The organism is Hydrogenophaga intermedia, from assembly GCF_000723405.1.
Taxonomy (GTDB): Bacteria; Pseudomonadota; Gammaproteobacteria; order Burkholderiales; family Burkholderiaceae_C; genus Hydrogenophaga; species Hydrogenophaga intermedia.
Map to the genome: position 1 here is coordinate 1 of NZ_CCAE010000034.1, position 15,906 is coordinate 15,906.

General features: G+C 69.3%; 15 protein-coding genes. 3 read left to right on the forward strand and 12 right to left on the reverse strand.

Annotated features, from left to right (window positions below; translation table 11 throughout):
• Positions 1-259 precede the first annotated feature (259 nt).
• The 4 genes from BN948_RS27505 to BN948_RS17290 all read right to left on the reverse strand — a co-directional run bounded on the left by BN948_RS27505 (position 260) and on the right by BN948_RS17290 (position 5,699).
• Positions 260-1,828, reverse strand: coding sequence for a methyl-accepting chemotaxis protein (locus BN948_RS27505; protein WP_035622872.1), 1,569 nt, complete (start codon positions 1,826-1,828; stop codon positions 260-262).
• A gap of 215 nt (positions 1,829-2,043) precedes the next feature.
• Positions 2,044-2,982, reverse strand: coding sequence for an alpha/beta hydrolase (locus BN948_RS17280; protein WP_035622875.1), 939 nt, complete (start codon positions 2,980-2,982; stop codon positions 2,044-2,046).
• Positions 2,983-3,005: 23 nt separating this feature from the next.
• Complete coding sequence (locus BN948_RS17285) at positions 3,006-4,049, reverse strand: TRAP transporter substrate-binding protein (protein ID WP_035622877.1); 1,044 nt, start codon at positions 4,047-4,049, stop codon at positions 3,006-3,008.
• Positions 4,050-4,094: 45 nt separating this feature from the next.
• Complete coding sequence (locus BN948_RS17290; RefSeq protein ID WP_035622880.1) at positions 4,095-5,699, reverse strand: flavin-containing monooxygenase; 1,605 nt, start codon at positions 5,697-5,699, stop codon at positions 4,095-4,097.
• 92 nt (positions 5,700-5,791) lie between these two features.
• Here BN948_RS17290 and BN948_RS17295 point away from each other — a divergent pair, with 92 nt between their 5' ends.
• Together BN948_RS17295 and BN948_RS17300 are read left to right on the forward strand one after the other, a co-directional pair.
• On the forward strand, positions 5,792-6,526 hold the full coding sequence (locus tag BN948_RS17295; RefSeq protein WP_035622883.1) for an SDR family NAD(P)-dependent oxidoreductase: 735 nt from the start codon (positions 5,792-5,794) through the stop codon (positions 6,524-6,526).
• A 26-nt stretch (positions 6,527-6,552) separates the two neighbouring features.
• A complete protein-coding gene (locus tag BN948_RS17300) occupies positions 6,553-7,122 on the forward strand; it encodes a MarR family winged helix-turn-helix transcriptional regulator (protein WP_051756182.1) in 570 nt (189 codons plus the stop codon).
• Here BN948_RS17300 and BN948_RS26720 read toward each other — a convergent pair.
• Positions 7,011-7,247 carry a hypothetical protein gene (locus tag BN948_RS26720; protein WP_138820245.1) on the reverse strand — a complete coding sequence of 79 codons (237 nt, stop codon included), beginning with the start codon at positions 7,245-7,247 and terminating at the stop codon, positions 7,011-7,013. The genes BN948_RS17300 and BN948_RS26720 overlap by 112 nt on opposite strands.
• Positions 7,244-8,320, reverse strand: a complete 1,077-nt coding sequence (locus tag BN948_RS17305) for a class I SAM-dependent methyltransferase (RefSeq protein WP_035622886.1) — start codon at positions 8,318-8,320, stop codon at positions 7,244-7,246. Before BN948_RS17305 ends, BN948_RS26720 begins: the two co-directional genes overlap by 4 nt.
• Positions 8,321-8,470: 150 nt before the next feature.
• Here BN948_RS17305 and BN948_RS17310 point away from each other — a divergent pair, with 150 nt between their 5' ends.
• Positions 8,471-9,505, forward strand: a complete 1,035-nt coding sequence (locus BN948_RS17310) for a GlxA family transcriptional regulator (protein ID WP_035622888.1) — start codon at positions 8,471-8,473, stop codon at positions 9,503-9,505.
• Positions 9,506-9,518: 13 nt separating this feature from the next.
• Here the strand turns inward: BN948_RS17310 and phnY are convergent, their stop codons facing one another.
• The 6 genes from phnY to phnD are packed head-to-tail and all read right to left on the reverse strand — an operon-like array spanning position 9,519 to position 15,813.
• The gene (phnY, locus tag BN948_RS17315) at positions 9,519-10,964 is read right to left on the reverse strand and encodes a phosphonoacetaldehyde dehydrogenase (RefSeq protein ID WP_035622890.1); all 1,446 of its coding nucleotides are present in this window, start codon (positions 10,962-10,964) and stop codon (positions 9,519-9,521) included.
• Positions 10,961-12,058 carry an iron-containing alcohol dehydrogenase PsrA gene (gene psrA, locus BN948_RS17320; RefSeq protein WP_035622891.1) on the reverse strand — a complete coding sequence of 366 codons (1,098 nt, stop codon included), beginning with the start codon at positions 12,056-12,058 and terminating at the stop codon, positions 10,961-10,963. Before psrA ends, phnY begins: the two co-directional genes overlap by 4 nt.
• An 8-nt stretch (positions 12,059-12,066) precedes the next feature.
• Positions 12,067-13,311, reverse strand: a complete 1,245-nt coding sequence (phnA, locus tag BN948_RS17325; protein WP_035622892.1) for a phosphonoacetate hydrolase — start codon at positions 13,309-13,311, stop codon at positions 12,067-12,069.
• A complete protein-coding gene (gene phnE / locus BN948_RS17330) occupies positions 13,311-14,126 on the reverse strand; it encodes a phosphonate ABC transporter, permease protein PhnE (protein ID WP_035622893.1) in 816 nt (271 codons plus the stop codon). Before phnE ends, phnA begins: the two co-directional genes overlap by 1 nt.
• Positions 14,126-14,938 (reverse strand): phosphonate ABC transporter ATP-binding protein, encoded by an 813-nt coding sequence (gene phnC / locus BN948_RS17335; RefSeq protein WP_035622895.1) that lies wholly within the window; start codon positions 14,936-14,938, stop codon positions 14,126-14,128. The genes phnE and phnC overlap by 1 nt, the downstream gene beginning before the upstream one ends.
• Positions 14,935-15,813 (reverse strand): phosphonate ABC transporter substrate-binding protein, encoded by an 879-nt coding sequence (gene phnD / locus BN948_RS17340; protein WP_035622897.1) that lies wholly within the window; start codon positions 15,811-15,813, stop codon positions 14,935-14,937. The genes phnC and phnD overlap by 4 nt, the downstream gene beginning before the upstream one ends.
• Positions 15,814-15,906: the final 93 nt, after the last annotated feature.

Genomic DNA, 15,906 nt, shown 5'->3' on the forward strand with positions numbered 1-15,906 from the left:
GTGCAGTGGGTGGGGACGGGGGCGGTGCTCTGTGGGCTGGTTGTGAACCAGTTGCGGGGGCGGCGAGCAGGCGGGCGTTGACCGGACGTTCAGTTGAAGCCCCGCGATTGTCCGCGAGCACCACCGACAGCTCAGTCCTCCAACGCCAACAAGGCCTCGACAGTCGACAGCAAGCCGGGGTTGAGCGCTTCGCCGATGACTTCGAACTTGTGCTCGACCGCGGCCTGAGCCATGGCGAGCCCGCTACCCGTGATCCCACTCATCCCGCCTCACGCAGCCGGAAGAACCCCACCGCCTGCGCCAGTCGTGCCGCCTGCGTGCGCAGGCTCTCGGCCGCCGCCGCGCTTTCTTCCACCAGCGCGGCGTTCTGCTGCGTGGTGTGGTCCAGCTGAACGATGGCGGTGTTCACCTGGTCGATGCCCTCGCTTTGTTCGCCGGTGGCCGCGCCGATCTCCGAGATCAGGTCGGTGACGCGGCGCACTTGGCCCACGATGTCGTCCATCGCGGCGCGCGCGTCGCCCACCAGGCGCGCGCCCGACTCGACCTTGCTCACGCTGGCGCCGATGAGCGCCTTGATTTCCTTGGCCGCTTCGGCGCTGCGCTGCGCGAGGTTGCGCACCTCGCCGGCCACCACCGCGAAGCCGCGGCCCTGCTCGCCGGCGCGCGCCGCTTCCACGGCGGCGTTGAGCGCCAGGATATTGGTCTGGAACGCAATGCCGTCGATGACGCCGATGATGTCGCCGATCTTCTGGCTGCTGCCCTGGATGTCCTGCATGGTGGTGACCACCTGGCCCACCACCTCACCGCCCTTCTGTGCGGCCGAGCTGGCCGAGGTGGCCAGTTGCGTGGCCTGGCGCGCGGTGTCGGCACTGTTGCGCACGGTGGCGTTCATCTGCTCCATGGACGCGGCGGTCTGCTGCAGGCTGCTGGCCTGCTGCTCGGTGCGGGTGGACAGGTCCGCGTTGCCCGTGGCGATCTGCGCGCTGCCGCTGGCAATGCTGTCGCTGCCCTGGCGAACGTCATCCACGATGCGCACCAGGCTTTCGTTCATCGCTTTGAGCGCGGCCTGCAGTTCGCCCAACTCGTCGCGCCGGGTCACGGCGATGCTGGAGCGCAGGTCGCCGGACGCGACGGTCTGCGCCACGCTCACGGCTTCCCGGATGGGGCCGACGATGGAGCGCGTGATGAGCAGGGCCAGCAGCAGGGCGGCAACCACGGCCGCCACGCTGGTGCCGACCATCAGGGCGCGGTTGGTGGCGTACGCGGCGTCCGACGCCTTGACCTCGATCGCGGCCTGCTCGGCGGCGTAGGCCAGGTACGCATGACTGGCGCTCACCAGCGCCGCGAGCAGCGGCCGGCAGTCCGTTTCCATGCGCCGTACCGCGTTGTCGCGATCGCCCTTGACGGCCAGGTCGAGGATGCCCAGCGCCACCGGGCCGTACTTCGCTTCAACGGCCACCAGTTCGTCGAACAGGCGCCGCTCCTGCGGCGCGGTGTGCTCGTCGGCGTCCAGCGCCTCGCGCAGCACCTTGAAGCCTTTCACGACCTCGCCGTGGGCTTTCACGGTGGCGTCCTTTTCGTGCGCCTGGGCCGCGGGATCGCCCACGAGCACGAGGTTGCGCACGCCGATGGCGCGCGCGTTCGCGGCGTCGAGGATGTTGTTGGCCAGGGACACGCGCTGCGAGGTTTCGCCCGCGTACTGGGTAAAGGTGGCGTGCTCGTGTCCAAGGGCGCGCACCGACAGTGCAGCGACGGCCAGCACGATGACGGCGAGCAGCATGAATCCGGCGAGCAGCCGGGCCTTGACGGAAAGACGATCGATACCCATGACGCTGGCTCCCTTCTGTTGTCGAACATGTGGCTGACGGTGGGCACGCGGCATAACCGCAGCTTGTCTATCGACGCACTGTTGTGGGGACTTCACATGACGCGACGGCCGGTCACGGCCTTGTCACGTTGGTATGCGCAGCCAGCTTTTGGGGCCCGGAACTGAGGCCTTTCGGAGGATAGGCAGGGCGGGTGACCATGCCGGTCGTCGAAGCCTTAAGTCGCGCGGGCCACGGTGGTGCCGATCGCCGCCAGCATGCGCTCCAGCGCGCGCCCCGCGCTGGGCGCGTAGTTCACCATCGCCAGGAAGCCGTGCACCAGGCCGTCGGCGCGCACCACGTCGGTGGGCACACCGGCCTGGCGCAGGCGCTCGCCATAGGCCTCTCCCTCGTCGCGCAAAGGGTCCATGCCGGCGGTGACGACCAGGGCCGCGGGCGAGGCCGAGAGGTCGGGCGTGTGCAGCGGCGAGGCCAGCGGATCCCGGCGCTTCGCGGCGTCGGGCTGGTACTGGTCCCAGAACCACATCATGTCGCGCCGCGTGAGCAGGTAGCCCTCGGCGAATTCGTGGAAGCTCTTCGTGTCGAAGTCGCAGTCGGCCACCGGGTAGGCCAGCACCTGCAGGTCCACGCGTCGGGCGGGCTTCGATTCGTTGTGCAGGCGCGAGGCCACGCTGGCCAGGTTGCCGCCCGCGCTGTCGCCCATGGCGATCAGCGTGCGCAGCGGCGCGCCCATGCGCGCGGCGGCCTGCGTCGCGGCCCAGGTGATCGCGGCGCGCGCGTCGTCCAGCGGCAGCGGGAACGGGTGCTCGGGCGCCAGTCGGTAGTCCACCGACAGCACCGCGCAACCCGTGCGCTGCGCGAGCGCGGCGGTGAAGGGGTGGTACGAGGCCACCGTGCCGATCACCCAGCCGCCACCGTGGAAGTACACGATGAGGCCCTTGGGCGCGGGCGAGGGCACGTACAGCCGCACCGGGAGCGCGTGGCCGTTCGACGACGGAATGCTGAAGTCCTCGACCCGCGCCACCTCGGGTGCGGGGCCGAACAGCAGGTCCATCAGTGTGGGCCCGCTGCGCGCCTGTTGCGGCGTGCTCTGCCAGAACGGCGTGCGCTTGGCGTCCTTGACCTTCTGCAACAGGGCGGTGATCTCGGCGTCCATGTCGGCGACTTCCCTTCCTGCAATCAGGCCTTGGGCCGGTAACGCTGGATCAGCGCGCGCGCCTCGGCCAGCAGCTTGTTGCCGTCGAAGCCCTTGCCGCTGACTTCCTTCACCCAGTCGGCGGTCACGGGTTCGGTGAGCTTGATGAACTCCTCGGTCTCGGGCTTTCCCACCACGTGCACCGTGTTGCCACGGTCGATGACGGACTTGCGAACGATCGGATCGGCTTGCGCGATCACGCGGCCGTACATGGCCGAGGTGTCGGCGCCCGAGTTGTTGTCGATGACCTTTTTCAGGTCGGCCGGCAGGTTCTCGTAGCGCGCGCGGTTCATGGTGAGGAACTGCACGCTGTTGTTGAAGCCGGGCATGCCCTGAGGGAACTCGGTGTGGAACTTCGTCAGCTCGTCGAGCTTGGCGGCGGGCACCGTGTCCCAGGGAATGATGGCGCCGTCGATCACGCCCTTGGAGAGTGCATCGGGGATGGCGGGCAGCGGCATGCCCACCGGTACCGCGCCCACGTTCGCCAGGAACTGCGTGGCGCGGCGCGACGGGCCCCGCACCTTCATGCCCTTGAGGTCGGCGGCCTTGGTGATGACCTTGTTCTTCATGTGCAGGATGTTCAGGCCGTGGGTGTGCGCGGCCAGCAGCTTGACGTCGCGGAACTCGTCGGCGGCATTGGCGCTCACGTATTCCCACACCGCGCGGGACGAACCTTCGCCGTCGTAGGTGAAGAAGGGCAGTTCGAACACCTCGCTGCGCGGGAAGCGGCCCGGCGTGTAGCCGGCCAGCGACCAGATCACGTCGACCACGCCGTCGCGCGACTGGTCATAGAGCTGTGCGGGCGCGCCGCCCAGTTGCATCGAGGCATAGCCCTCGAACTGGATGCGTCCGCCCGATTCCTTCTCGATCTTCTGCATCCAGGGCGTGATCACCTTGCTGTACACGTTGGACGTGGCCGGCACGAAGGTGTGCAGGCGCAGCTTGACGGGGTTCTGCGCCGAGGCGGGCAGCACGATGGCGGGCGCGGCCAGTGCGGCGGCGGACTTGAGCAGGGTTCTGCGATCCATGGGTTGTCTCCTGAAATGAATGGTGGTGGCCCGGGCTGCGTTGGCTCAGGCGATGTCGAATCCCTGGTAATCGTTTGCCGCGACCTCTTCGATGAGGCGGCGGTACAGCGGCACGCCCGACACGAAGGCCATGAACACGCGCGGCTTGCCTTCGATGTTGGCGCCCATGTACCAGCTGTTGGCGCGCGGGTAGAGCGTCTTGTTGGCCTCGTCGGCGCAGCGCTGCACCCAGGCGTCCTCGGCGTCCTGGCGCGCGGCGATGCGTTTGGCGTCGCGGGCCTTCGCTGTCTGGATGAGTCTCATGATCCAGTCCACGTGGGTCTCGATCGAATGCACCATGTTGCTCAGCACCGAGGGGCTGCCCGGGCCGGCGATCACGAAGAGGTTGGGGAAGCCCGCGATGCCGATGCCCAGGTACGAGGTGGGCCCGTGCTCCCACTTGTCGCGCAGCGCCACGCCGCCTTCGCCGCGCAGGTCGATCGACTTGAGCGCGCCGGTCATGGCGTCGAAGCCGGTGGCGAACACGATGGCGTCGCAGTCGAACTGACGGCTCTTCGTGCGGATACCGGTGGGCGTGGCCTCCACGATCGGGTCGGCGGACACGTCCACGATGTCCACGTGCGGCAGGTTGAAGGTCTCGTAGTACCTCGAGTCCACGCACAGGCGCTTGGTGCCGAAGGGCAGGTCGTCCTTGGGGCAGAGCGCCTCGGCCTTGCGCGGGTCCTTCACCGCCTCACGGATCTTGCTGCGCGCGAACTCGGCCACCAGGCGGTTGGTCGAGAGGTTGGACATCTGGTCGGCGAAGGTGCGCAGCATGCGAAAGCCCCCACCCGCGCCGCGCCAGCGGTACTCCAGCTCGGCGATGCGTTCCTCGTCCGTCATTTCGGCCGCCGTCTTGGTGTTGGCGTTGAGGAACTGGCCGGTGACCGCCTCGCGGCCCATGGCGCGGCGTTCGGGGTAGCGCGCCTTGGCCGCCTTCAGCGCCTCGGGCGTGAAGGGCACGTTGTGCGCCGGCACGCTGAAGTTGGCGGTGCGCTGCAGCACGGTGAGCTGCTTCGCCTGCGCCGCGATCTCCGGCGTCATCTGCACGCCGCTGGAGCCGGTGCCGATGAGCACCACGCGCTGGCCCGTGAAGTCCACGCCCTCGCTCGGCCAGCGCGCGCTGTGGTACCAGCGGCCCTGGAAATCGTCCAGGCCCTTCAGGTCCGGCTTCTGCGGGATCGACAGTCCGCCCGTGGCCATCACCAGGTAGCGGGCCTCGAAGCGCTGGCCGTCGGCGGTGGCCACGTCCCAGAGCGCGCGCACCTCGTCGTAGTGCGCTGTGGTGACGCGGGCGTTGAGCAGGATGTCGTCGCGCAGGCCGAAGCGGTCGACCACGTGGTTCATGTAGCGCAGGATTTCGGCCTGCGGGGCGTAGCGCTCGCTCCACTCCCATTCCTCTTCCAGCTCGCGGCTGAAGGAGTAGGAATAGTCCAGGCTCTCCACGTCGCAGCGCGCGCCGGGGTAGCGGTTCCAGAACCAGGTGCCGCCCACGCCATCGCCCATCTCCAGGGCCTTCACGCTCATGCCCGCCTCGCGGGCCTTGTACAGCTGGTAGATGCCCGCGAAGCCGGCGCCCACCACCACCATGTCCAGTTTCATCGTCGTCATGTCGGTGCTCGTTCTGGTTGTTGAATCAACCTAAATTCAGTATCCACCCCATTAGGTTGACTTGTCAACCTGAAGACAACAGAATCCGACCGATGAACGACAAGGACCTTCAGGACCGGCGCGTGCTGGTGACGGGCGGCGCGGGCGGCATCGGCCAGGCCTGCGCGCGGCACTTCCTGGGCCGCGGCGCCCAGGTGACGCTGGTGGACATCGACGGCGAACGGCTCGATGCCGCGCGCGAGCGCCTGGGCGGCGAGCGTGTGACGGTGGTGCGCAGCGCGCTGGGCGACGCGCGGGCGTGCGCGCAGGCGGCCGCCGCCGCGGGCGGGCCCCTGCACGCGCTGGTGCACATGGCGGGCGTGTTCGAGCACGACCCGCTGGATCCCGAGGACCGCTCCGTGTGGGATCGCGCGATCGCCAGCAACCTGAGCAACGCCTACGAGATGGTGCTGGCCTTTCGCGCCGCGCGCGACGAGCGCAGCCTGTCGCGCGTGGTGTTGTGCAGCTCGCGCGCCTTCCAGCGCGGTACGCCCAACCGCGCGGCGTACGCGGCGGCCAAGGGAGGCATCGTGGGCCTGGTGCGCGCTTTCTCGCGCGACCTGGCGCCGCGCACCTGCGTGAACGCGGTCTCGCCCGGGCTCATCCGCACGCCCATGACCGACGACCTGGTGGCGGCCATGGGCGCGCAACGCCTGGCCGAGATTCCCCTGGGCCGCTACGGTGAGCCCGAGGATGTCGCCGGTGTGGTCGGCTTCCTGTGCAGCGACGCGGCAAACTACGTGACCGGCCAGGTGATCACCGTCGATGGCGGCGTGATCAACGGATAGGCCCCCCACCAGCCCACCACCGAACCATGCAACTCGATCTCGACCGATACGTGCCCGGCCTGCTGCTCTGGCTGTCGAACAAGGTGTCCAGCAGTGCCTCCGCGCTGTACCACGAACGCTTCGGCGTCAGCGTGACCGAGTGGCGCGTGCTGGCCTACTTCAAGATCCATCCCTGGTCCACGGCCTCCAAGGCCTGCGAATTCATGGGCCTGGACAAGGCGGCCGTGAGCCGCTCCGTCGCCAACCTGGTGGGCAAGAACGTCCTCGAGCCCCGGCCCCAGGGCCTGCGCAAGATCGAGTACCGCGTGACCGCTGAAGGAAACAAGCTGCACAACGCCATGTACCGCTTCGCCATGGCGCGCGAGCAGGCGCTGCTCAAAGGCATCGACGACGCCGAGCGGGCGGTGTTGATCGACCTGCTCAAGCGCATGCTGGACAACCTGGGCGAGGTGCAGCAGGTGGGGCGCGTCGGGCGACGCGCGCCTCAGGCGGCTGGCGAACGCGGCACCGAGAACAGCGGCGCGATGAGCGCGCCCGCGCGCCGCGTGGCTGGCGCCAGACCCAGCGCGAGCAGGACCCAGTCCAGCGGCATCTGATCCGTGCCGCGCAGGCCGACGCCGCACAACAGCAGCGCCAGCAGGCCGGCGCCCGCCAGCGTGAGGCCGGCCGCCGTGGCCTGGTGCTCCAGGCGCGCCAGCGCGCGCATCGAGTGCTCGGTCATGGCGCTCTCCGCCTGGCCTCGAGGATCAGGTTGAACGGCGTCTCGGCGGCGCGACGGAAATGCGCGAAGCCGGCCTGGCGGAACACCTCGGCCAGGCGCTTCTGGCCGGCCTGCGCGCCGAGCACCAGTTGCCCGCCCTCCGAGATGGCGTGCGCGCAGCAGATGGTGGTGGAGGCCGAGTAGTACAGGCGCGCCACGGTGTCGCGGTTGTCCTCGGGCCGGTCCTTCGCGTAGGGCTCCACCAGCATCACCGTGCCGTCCTCGGCCAGCACCTCGCCCGCGCGGCGCGCGGCGGCCACCGGGTCACCCAGGTCGTGCAGGCAGTCGAAGAAGCACACCAGGCCGAAACCGCGCGCGGGCACCTGCGTGGCGCTGGCCCGTTCGAAGGCCACGCGGTCGGCCACGCCTGCCGCTTCGGCGTGGCGGCGGGCCTGATCGATCGAGTCCTCGTGCACGTCGTAGCCGAAGAAGCGCGAGCGCGGAAAGGCCTGCGCCATGAGCACGGTGGAGTGGCCGTGCCCGCAGCCGATGTCGGCCACATCGATGCCGTGTTCCAGTCGCTCGACCACGCCGTCCAGCGCGGGCAGCCACTGCGGCACCAGGCTGGCGCGGTAGCCGTTGCGGTAGAAGGCGGCCACGCCGCAGGCCAGGCGCTGGTCGTGTTCGCCCCAGGCCACGCCTTGCCCGGTGCGAAACGCCTGCAGCGTGCGCGGCTCGTCGGCCCACATCGAGGCCGGCACGTTCCAGGCGGGGGGCACGAACACCGGGCTACTTTCGTCGGCCAGCACCATGGCCTGCTCGGGCGCGAGTTCGTAGGTGTCGCTCAACGCGTGGTGGTCCACGTAGCCGGCGGCGGCCTGCGAGTTCAGCCATTCGCTCACATAGCGCGTGGCGCAGCCGGCGCGTTGCGCCACTTCGCGGGCGCTCAGCGGCCCGGCACCGGCCATGGCCTTGTACAGGCCCAGGCGGTGGCCCAGGCTGACCATCACGCCGCCATAGCCGGCGGCCAGGTCGTCCATGGCGCGTTGCACGAAGCGCTCCAGGCGCGCGTTGTCGAGGACGGGGGCATCCATGCGGTTCTCCTTCTTGTGCCCAGGTGGGCAGGGGTTGGGGGTGCCGCCATGGTTCCCGAGCGGGCCCTGCCGCGGCAGTGGCGAATGCGCCCGAAAACGGTTCGTTCGTGCCACCGGTTCGATGCGCGAATCGGTCCACAATGGCGCCGCATGGACACCCTGGCCCTCTCGACACGCCCCGCGTTGCACGTGAGCCTGGTGGCGCTGCCCGACGCCGCCGCCGCCACCCTGTTCGGCATCCACGACGTGATGAACGCCTTCGCGCTCATGGGCGGTCCCGGCACGGCACTGGGAAACCGCACCCCGTTCGAGATCGAGATCGTTGGTGAGCGCGCCGGCCCGCTGGACCTGGTGAGCGGCGTGCCCGTCACCATCCGGCGCGGCGTCGATCAGATCGACAGCACCGACATCATCATCGTGCCCTCGGTGGTGGTGCGTGGGGAGGGCTGGGTGAAGGACCGTTACCCGGGCCTGGTGCGCTGGGCGCGCGCCATGCATGAGCGCGGCGCACTGCTGTGCTCGGCCTGCTCAGGCATCTTCCTGTTGGCCGAGACGGGCCTGTTCGATGGCCGAGACGCCACCGTGCACTTCGGCTACGCGCGCAGCTTCGCGGCCACCCACCCGAAGGTGCCCATCCATCCCGAGCGTGTGCTCGTCATCTCCGGGCAGCGCGAGGAACTGGTCAGCAGCGGCGCGTCCACCACCTGGCACGACATGGTGCTGTACCTCATCGCGCGCCACGCAGGCGCCACCGCCGCGCAAGAGGTGGCGCGGCTGTTCGCGCTGCAGTGGCACCAGGACGGGCTCACGCCCTTCATGGTGTTCGAAGGCCGCACCGACCACGGCGACGCGGAGATCGAGCAGGCACAGGCCTGGCTCGCTCAGCACTTCTCGGTGGCCAGCCCCGTAGAGGAAATGATCAAGCGCTCGCGCCTGGCCGAGCGCACCTTCAAGCGCCGCTTCAGCGCGGCCACCGGTCTGGCGCCCATCGAGTACGTGCAGCGCCTGCGCGTGGAAGACGCCAAGCGCCGCCTGGAGCGCACCGACGCGCCGGTGGACGAGATCAGCTGGCGCGTGGGCTACGAGGACGCCGCCTTCTTCCGCCGGCTGTTTCGCCGCACCACCGGCATGAGCCCGGGCGCCTACCGCAAGCGCTTCCAGGTGCCGGCGTTCGCGCGGCCCTGAAACGCGCCGGCCCTCACCAGGGCATCGAGAACGTCTTGCAGTTGGTGAAGGACTTGATCGCCTCCTGCACGCCTTCCTTGTAGCCCAGGCCGGAGTCCTTGATGCCGCCGAAGGGCGTGAGCTCGATGCGGTAGCCCGGCACCTCCCACAGGTTCACCGAACCCACCTTCAGCTCGCGTGCGAAGCGCGCCGCGTCGTCGAAGCGGTTGGTGCAGATGCCCGAGGACAGGCCGAAGGCCGTGCCGTTGGAGATCCGGATCGCCTCGTCGATGTCCTTGAAGCCGATGATGGGCGAGACCGGGCCGAAGGTCTCCTCGCGCACCACGGTCATGTCGGGGTGCACGCGGTCGAGCACGGTGGGCGAGTAGATCGCGCCGTCGCGCCGGTTGCCCACGAGCAGGCGCGCGCCCTGCAGCACGGCCTCGTCCACCACGCGCTGGAAGTGCTCGGCGGCGGCCTCGTCGATCACGGTGCCCATCTCGTTGCGCCGGTCCATCGGGTCGCCGTAGGTCCACGCGCGCGTCTTGGCCACCACGCGCTCGGTGAACTCGGCCAGCACCTTCTGATGCACCAGCATGCGTTTGACGGCCGTGCAGCGCTGGCCCGAGTTCTTGTACGAGCCCTGCACCGCCAAGTCGCTGGCCTTGTCGAGGTCGGCGTCGTCCATCACGATCAGGGGGTCGTTGCCGCCCAGTTCCAGCACCAGGCGCTTGTAGCCGGCCGTGGCCGCGATGTACTTGCCGATGGGCACGCCGCCGGTGAAGGTGATCAGGTCCACCTTGGGGTGGGTGATCAGCTCGTCGGCGATCTCACGCGGGTCGCCGCTCACCACCTGCAGCATCTCGGGCGGCAGGCCTGCCTCGTACAGCAGGTCGGCGAACCAGTAGGCCGACAGCGGCACCTTCTCCGACGGCTTGAGCACCATGCGGTTGTTGGTGGCCACGCTGGGCACCACCTTGTGCGCCACCTGGTTCATGGGGTGGTTGAAGGGCGTGATGGCGGTGATGACGCCCAGCAGCGGCTCGCGCGTGGTGATGACCTTGCGCCGCTTGCCGTGCGGCGTGAGGTCGCAGGAGAACACCTGGCCGTCGTCGCGCAGGGCCTCGTTGGCGCCGAAGTTCAGCACGTCGGCCACGCGGCCGATCTCGTACACGCTGTCCTTCTTGCTCAGGCCCGACTCGGCCGTGATCAGGTCCGACGCGGCCTCGGTGCGCTCGCGCAGCAGCGCCGCCGCGCGGTTGAGGATGGCCGAGCGTTCGTAGCGCGTGAGCGTGGGCAGGTAGGCCTGGGCGATGTCCATGGCGCGGCGCACGTCGTCCACGCTGGCCATGGCCACGCTGCCCACGCGCTCGCCGTTGAAGGGGTTGAGCACGTCGATGCTGCGCCCGGTGTGCACCCGCTCGCCGCCGATGCGCAGCGCTTCCTCGCGGAAGCAGTCACTTTCCAATACCGCACTCATGCAGTTTCCTTTTCAACGGTGCCGATGAAGTTGCGGCCGCGCGCGCCGGTGAGGGCGTGCGCCACCATGCGCTCTGCCTCCTCCTCGCTCACCCCGTAGTCGGCGAAGCGCGTGCGCACGCCCAGGCGCTCGATGAAGGCGGTGAGGCGCCCGGGCGCTTCGTCGAGGTCGCCCAGGGCCTGGGCCAACACGGTGTCGCGGTCGGCGCGGCGGCCGATCGCGCGCGCCAGCACCATGGGCAGCGGGAAGGAGCAGGCGATGCCGTGGGGCAGGCCATAACGCAGCGTCATCTCGTACGAGATGGAGTGCGCCAGTGCGGTGCGCGTGTTGGAGAAGGCCATGCCGGCCTTCAGCGCGGCCAGTGCCATGCGCGCGCGCAGATCGCGGTCGTCCAGGTGGTGCATCAGGCGCGGCAGCGCGTCCAGGATGTCGTGCACCGCCGAGACGGCGAAGGTGTCGGACACCGGGTTGGCGTTGACGTTCCAGATCGACTCCAGCGCGTGCGACAGCGCGTCCAACCCGCTCTGCAACGTCACCGAGGCCGGCAGGGTGAGCATGAGATCGGGGTCGATGACCGCGGCTTCTGGCCAGGTTTCCTTCAGGTGCAATGAGTGCTTCACCTGCCGGCCACGGTCCCAGATGGTGGCCCAGGGCGTGACCTCGCTGCCGGTGCCCGCCGTGGTGGGCACGGCGATCAGCGCCTTCACGCGCGCCGGCGTGAACGGCTGGCCCGAGGCGAGCGCGGCCACCAGGGTGTCGAAGGAGCCGTCGGGCGTGCCCACCATCAGCGCCTTGGCGGTGTCGATGGCGCTGCCGCCGCCGAGCGCGACGATGGCCTCGGCGCCGCGGTCGTCGCGCCAGAAGGCCTCGTAGGGCGCGGCGAGTTCGGCCACGTCGGGGTTGGGGCGCACGTCCTCGATGACGCCGACCAGGGCGTCGCCGAGCAGCGCTTCCACGCGGGCCACCAGGCCCAGCGCGCGCGCCTCGGGAAAGGTCACCAGCAGGGCCTTGCGGCCCCCCAGCAGCCCGGGCAGGGACGACAGGGCCCCGGCCCCGACCACGCTGCGCACGGGGTTGAAGTAGTCATGTGGCATGGGGGCCTCTATCGGTTGGCAACGGCCACGTGGTTGAGCGCGAGATCGAACACGTCGAAGTTGCGCAGGCGGCGCGTGGCGGGCACGCCCTGCAGGGGGCGGTTGAACAGCAGCGGTACCTTCTGCTCCGACAGCCCGCCGTGCGAGCGCAGCGGCACCGTGAGGCCGGAGAGGTCGTGCTTCTGTTCGCTGGTGCCCAGCACGGTGAGGTGGTCGCTGACGATCACCAGGTCGCCCAGGCGCTCGGGTGGCAGCTCGAAGCGGGCCGCGGCCTGTTCGCGCGAGAGCACCACCTCGACGCCGGGCAGGGCCTCGATGGCGGCGCGCGCGCGCGCCGTGGTGTCGGCGTCGGGCAGGTACACGGTGGCGAAGGAGCCCAGCGCGCCGTGGTGCACCACATAGGGATCGGTGATCGGGAGGATCACGCGCGCCTTCGCCTCACCGATCAGGCCGTCGAGCACCTGCTGCAGGTACAGCACGCGCGGCTTGCCGGCGGCGTCGGTCTTGGGGCTCATGCCGTGGTCGGCGGTGAGGCCGATCACCGCGCCCAGGGCGTCGAGCTTCGCCAGGTAGCCATCCATCATTTGGTAGAAGGCATTGGCCTCGGGTGTGCCGGGCGCGCACTTGTGCTGCACGTAGTCGGTGGTGGACAGGTAGACCAGGTCCAGCGGCCGCGTCTGCAGCAGGCGCACGCCGGCGGCGAAGACGAACTCGCTGAGGTCGGCGCTGTAGACCGAGGGCACCGGTTTGCCCACCAGTTCAAGCACGCCGTCGATGCCGCACTCGGCCACCGTGGCCTTGTCCGCCTTTTCGGCCGAGAAGCAGATGCCCTGCAGGCCGTGGCCCAGCAGCGTGCGCAGCTTGTCCTTGGCCGTGACGGCCGCCACCTTGGCGCCGCTGTCGGCGAAGGCCGCCAGCAGCGTGGGCACGCGCAGCCAGGCGGGGTCGTTCATCATCACTTCGCGGCCGCTGTCCACGTCGTAGAAGTAGTTGCCGCTGATGCCGTGCACCGAAGGCGGCACGCCGGTGACGATGGACACGTTGTTGGGGTTGGTGAAGCTGGGCACCACGCAGTCCCCGATGACCGAGGCGCCTTGCTCCACCATGCGCTTGAGGTAGGGCGCCACACCGGCCTGGATGGCCTGGGTGATGTAGTCGGGCTCGCAGCCGTCCACGCAGACCACCACCACCGGCTGTTGCGGCCGGGCATACCGACGGCCATTGACCGTCACCGAATCGACGCGGGCGTCCATCAACGCGCTCCCTTCTGGATCCAGGCGCGCAGCCTGGTGGACACGTAGTCGGCCGCCATCACCATCACGATGATCACCACGATGCAGGTGGCGGTGTCCTGGTATTGAAAGAGCTTCATGCTGCCGACCAGCTCGAAGCCGATGCCGCCCGCGCCCACCATGCCGAGCACGGTGGCCTGGCGCAGGTTGGTCTCGAAGCGGTAGAGCACGACGGCGATCCACGCGGTGATGACCTGCGGGATGACACCGAAGATGACGGTCTGCACCGGGCCCGCGCCGGTGGCGCGCAGGGCCTCGATGGGGCCCTGGTCGATCTCCTCGATCGACTCGGAGAAGAACTTGCCCAGCATGCCCGCGCCGTGCACGGCCAGGGCCAGCACGCCGGGGAAGGGGCCCAGGCCCACGGCCGCCACGAAGATCAGCGCGAGGATGATCTCGTTGATGCCGCGCGTGACGTTGAACACCTGGCGCGTGAAGTGGAACACCGCCAGGTTGGGCGTGAGGTTGCGCGCCGCGAAGAAGCACACCGGCACGGCCATGACGACCGCGAGCAGCGTGCCCCACAGGGCGATCTGAATGGTCTCGATCGCGGGCACCCAGAGCTTGTCGAGGAAGGCCCAGTTGGGCGGCATCATCCGCGAGAGGAAGTCGCCGATCCAAGGCAGGCCTTTGCTGAGTTCGGTGACGCTGACCTGGGCGCCGCGCGCGGCCCACCAGAGCGTCATCAGCACCAGCGCGCCGATGCCGATGCGCGGCCACCAGCCGGTGGAACCGGTGGGGCGCGCGACGAGCAGGGAGTAGGAGCCGATGTTCATCACGCGTCCTCCAGTGCCAGGTTGTGCAACGGCGCAGGCTGCGCGGCGCGCGCCGGGCTGGCGTTCTTCGCCGCGCCCTCGTCCAGCCCCGGGTAGATGCGGTGCAGCACCTCCTCGGTCAACTGGTCCGGCCCGCCCTCGAACACGATGCGCCCGCCCGACACGCCCACGATGCGCTCGCCGAACTCGCGCGCGTACTCGATCTGGTGCAGGTTGCACACCACGGTGATGCCCAGCTCACGGCTGGCCTGCTTGAGGTACTGCAGTACCGTGCGCGAGGTCTTCGGGTCCAGGCTGGCCACGGGCTCGTCGGCCAGGATGATGCGCGGCTGCTGGGCCAGCGCGCGGGCGATGCCCACGCGCTGCTTCTGCCCGCCCGAGAGCGTGTCGGTGCGCAGCTCGGCTTTCTCCTCCAGCTCCACGCGGCGCAGGCACTCGCGGGCGATGGCGATGTCGCGTCGCGGGAAGACCTGCAGCCAGGACAGCACCGAGGGCATGGCGCCGAGCCGGCCCGTGAGCACGTTCTTGAGCACCGACAGGCGCGGCACCACGTTGTAGTGCTGGAAGATCATCGCGACCTGGCGGCGCGCGCGGCGCAGGCTGGCGCGATCGGACGTGACGGCCTGGCCGTCGACGTGGATCTCGCCCTGCGTGGGTTCGCACAGGCGGTTGATGCAACGCAGCAGTGTGGATTTGCCGGCGCCCGAGGGGCCGAGCACGACGAGGAACTCGCCGGGGGCCACGTCGAGGTCGATGCCCTTGAGGGCGTCGAAGTCGCCGTAGCGCTTGGTCAGGCCGCGGATCTTGATCACTTCATCTTCCTCAGGTCGAGGTTGAGCGCCTTGGCCGTGTCGCGGATGACGTTGTAGGCCGCGTCGTTGGTGGGGTGAAAGCCGTTGAGCTCGCCCTGGTCGGACCAGGGGATGTCCTTCACCTGCAGGAAGGCGGCCTGCACGCGCTTCTTCAGGTCGGCGTCCAGGTCCTTGCGCCACACGGTGGGCGATTCGGGGATGGGGTCCGACTTCCACACCACCACCAGGTCCTCGCGCTTGGCCAGGCCCTTGTTGAAGGCGGCGTCGAGAATGCGGTCGGCGATGGCCACCGCGTCGACCTTGCCGTTCTGCACCGCCACCGCGTTCGAGTCGTGCGAGCCCGAGAAGATGACGCGGCCGAAGTCCTTGTCGGGGTTGAAGCCGGCCTTGATCAGCCCGGCCTTGGGAAACAGGTGGCCCGAGGTGGAGCTGGGGTCGACGAAGGCGAAGTTCTTGCCCTTGAGGTCGGCCACGGTCTTGATGCCGCTGTCCTTCCGTGCGACGACCAGCGAGTGGTAGAAGGTGCGCCCGGCCTTCTTGGTCTCGGCCACGGCGAAGGCCTCGATGTCGGCCACCGTGGTGCCCAGCACGTAGGAGAAGGGGCCGAGGTAGGCGACGTCGAGACGCTTGGAGCGCAGCGCCTCGATGACGCCGTTGTAGTCGGCCGCCACGAAGGGCTTGACCGGCATGCCCAGGGCCTTGGACAGCATGTCCATCATGGCCTGGCTGTTGGCGATCATGGCGCGCGAGTCCTCCGAGGGGATCAGCCCGACGGTGAGCACGCCATTGGCGCGGGCGCCCGGCGCAAGGCCGAGCAGGGGCGCGCCGACGAAGGCCGGCGCGCTGGCGAGAAGGGAACGGCGGGAAAGCGGCATGGGGTGTCTCCGGTTGCGGTACTTGAATCTGTCCGTCAGTTTTTGGGCGCCACATGACCGATCCGTGACGCTGTGTCGCACTGTCTGCCTGAG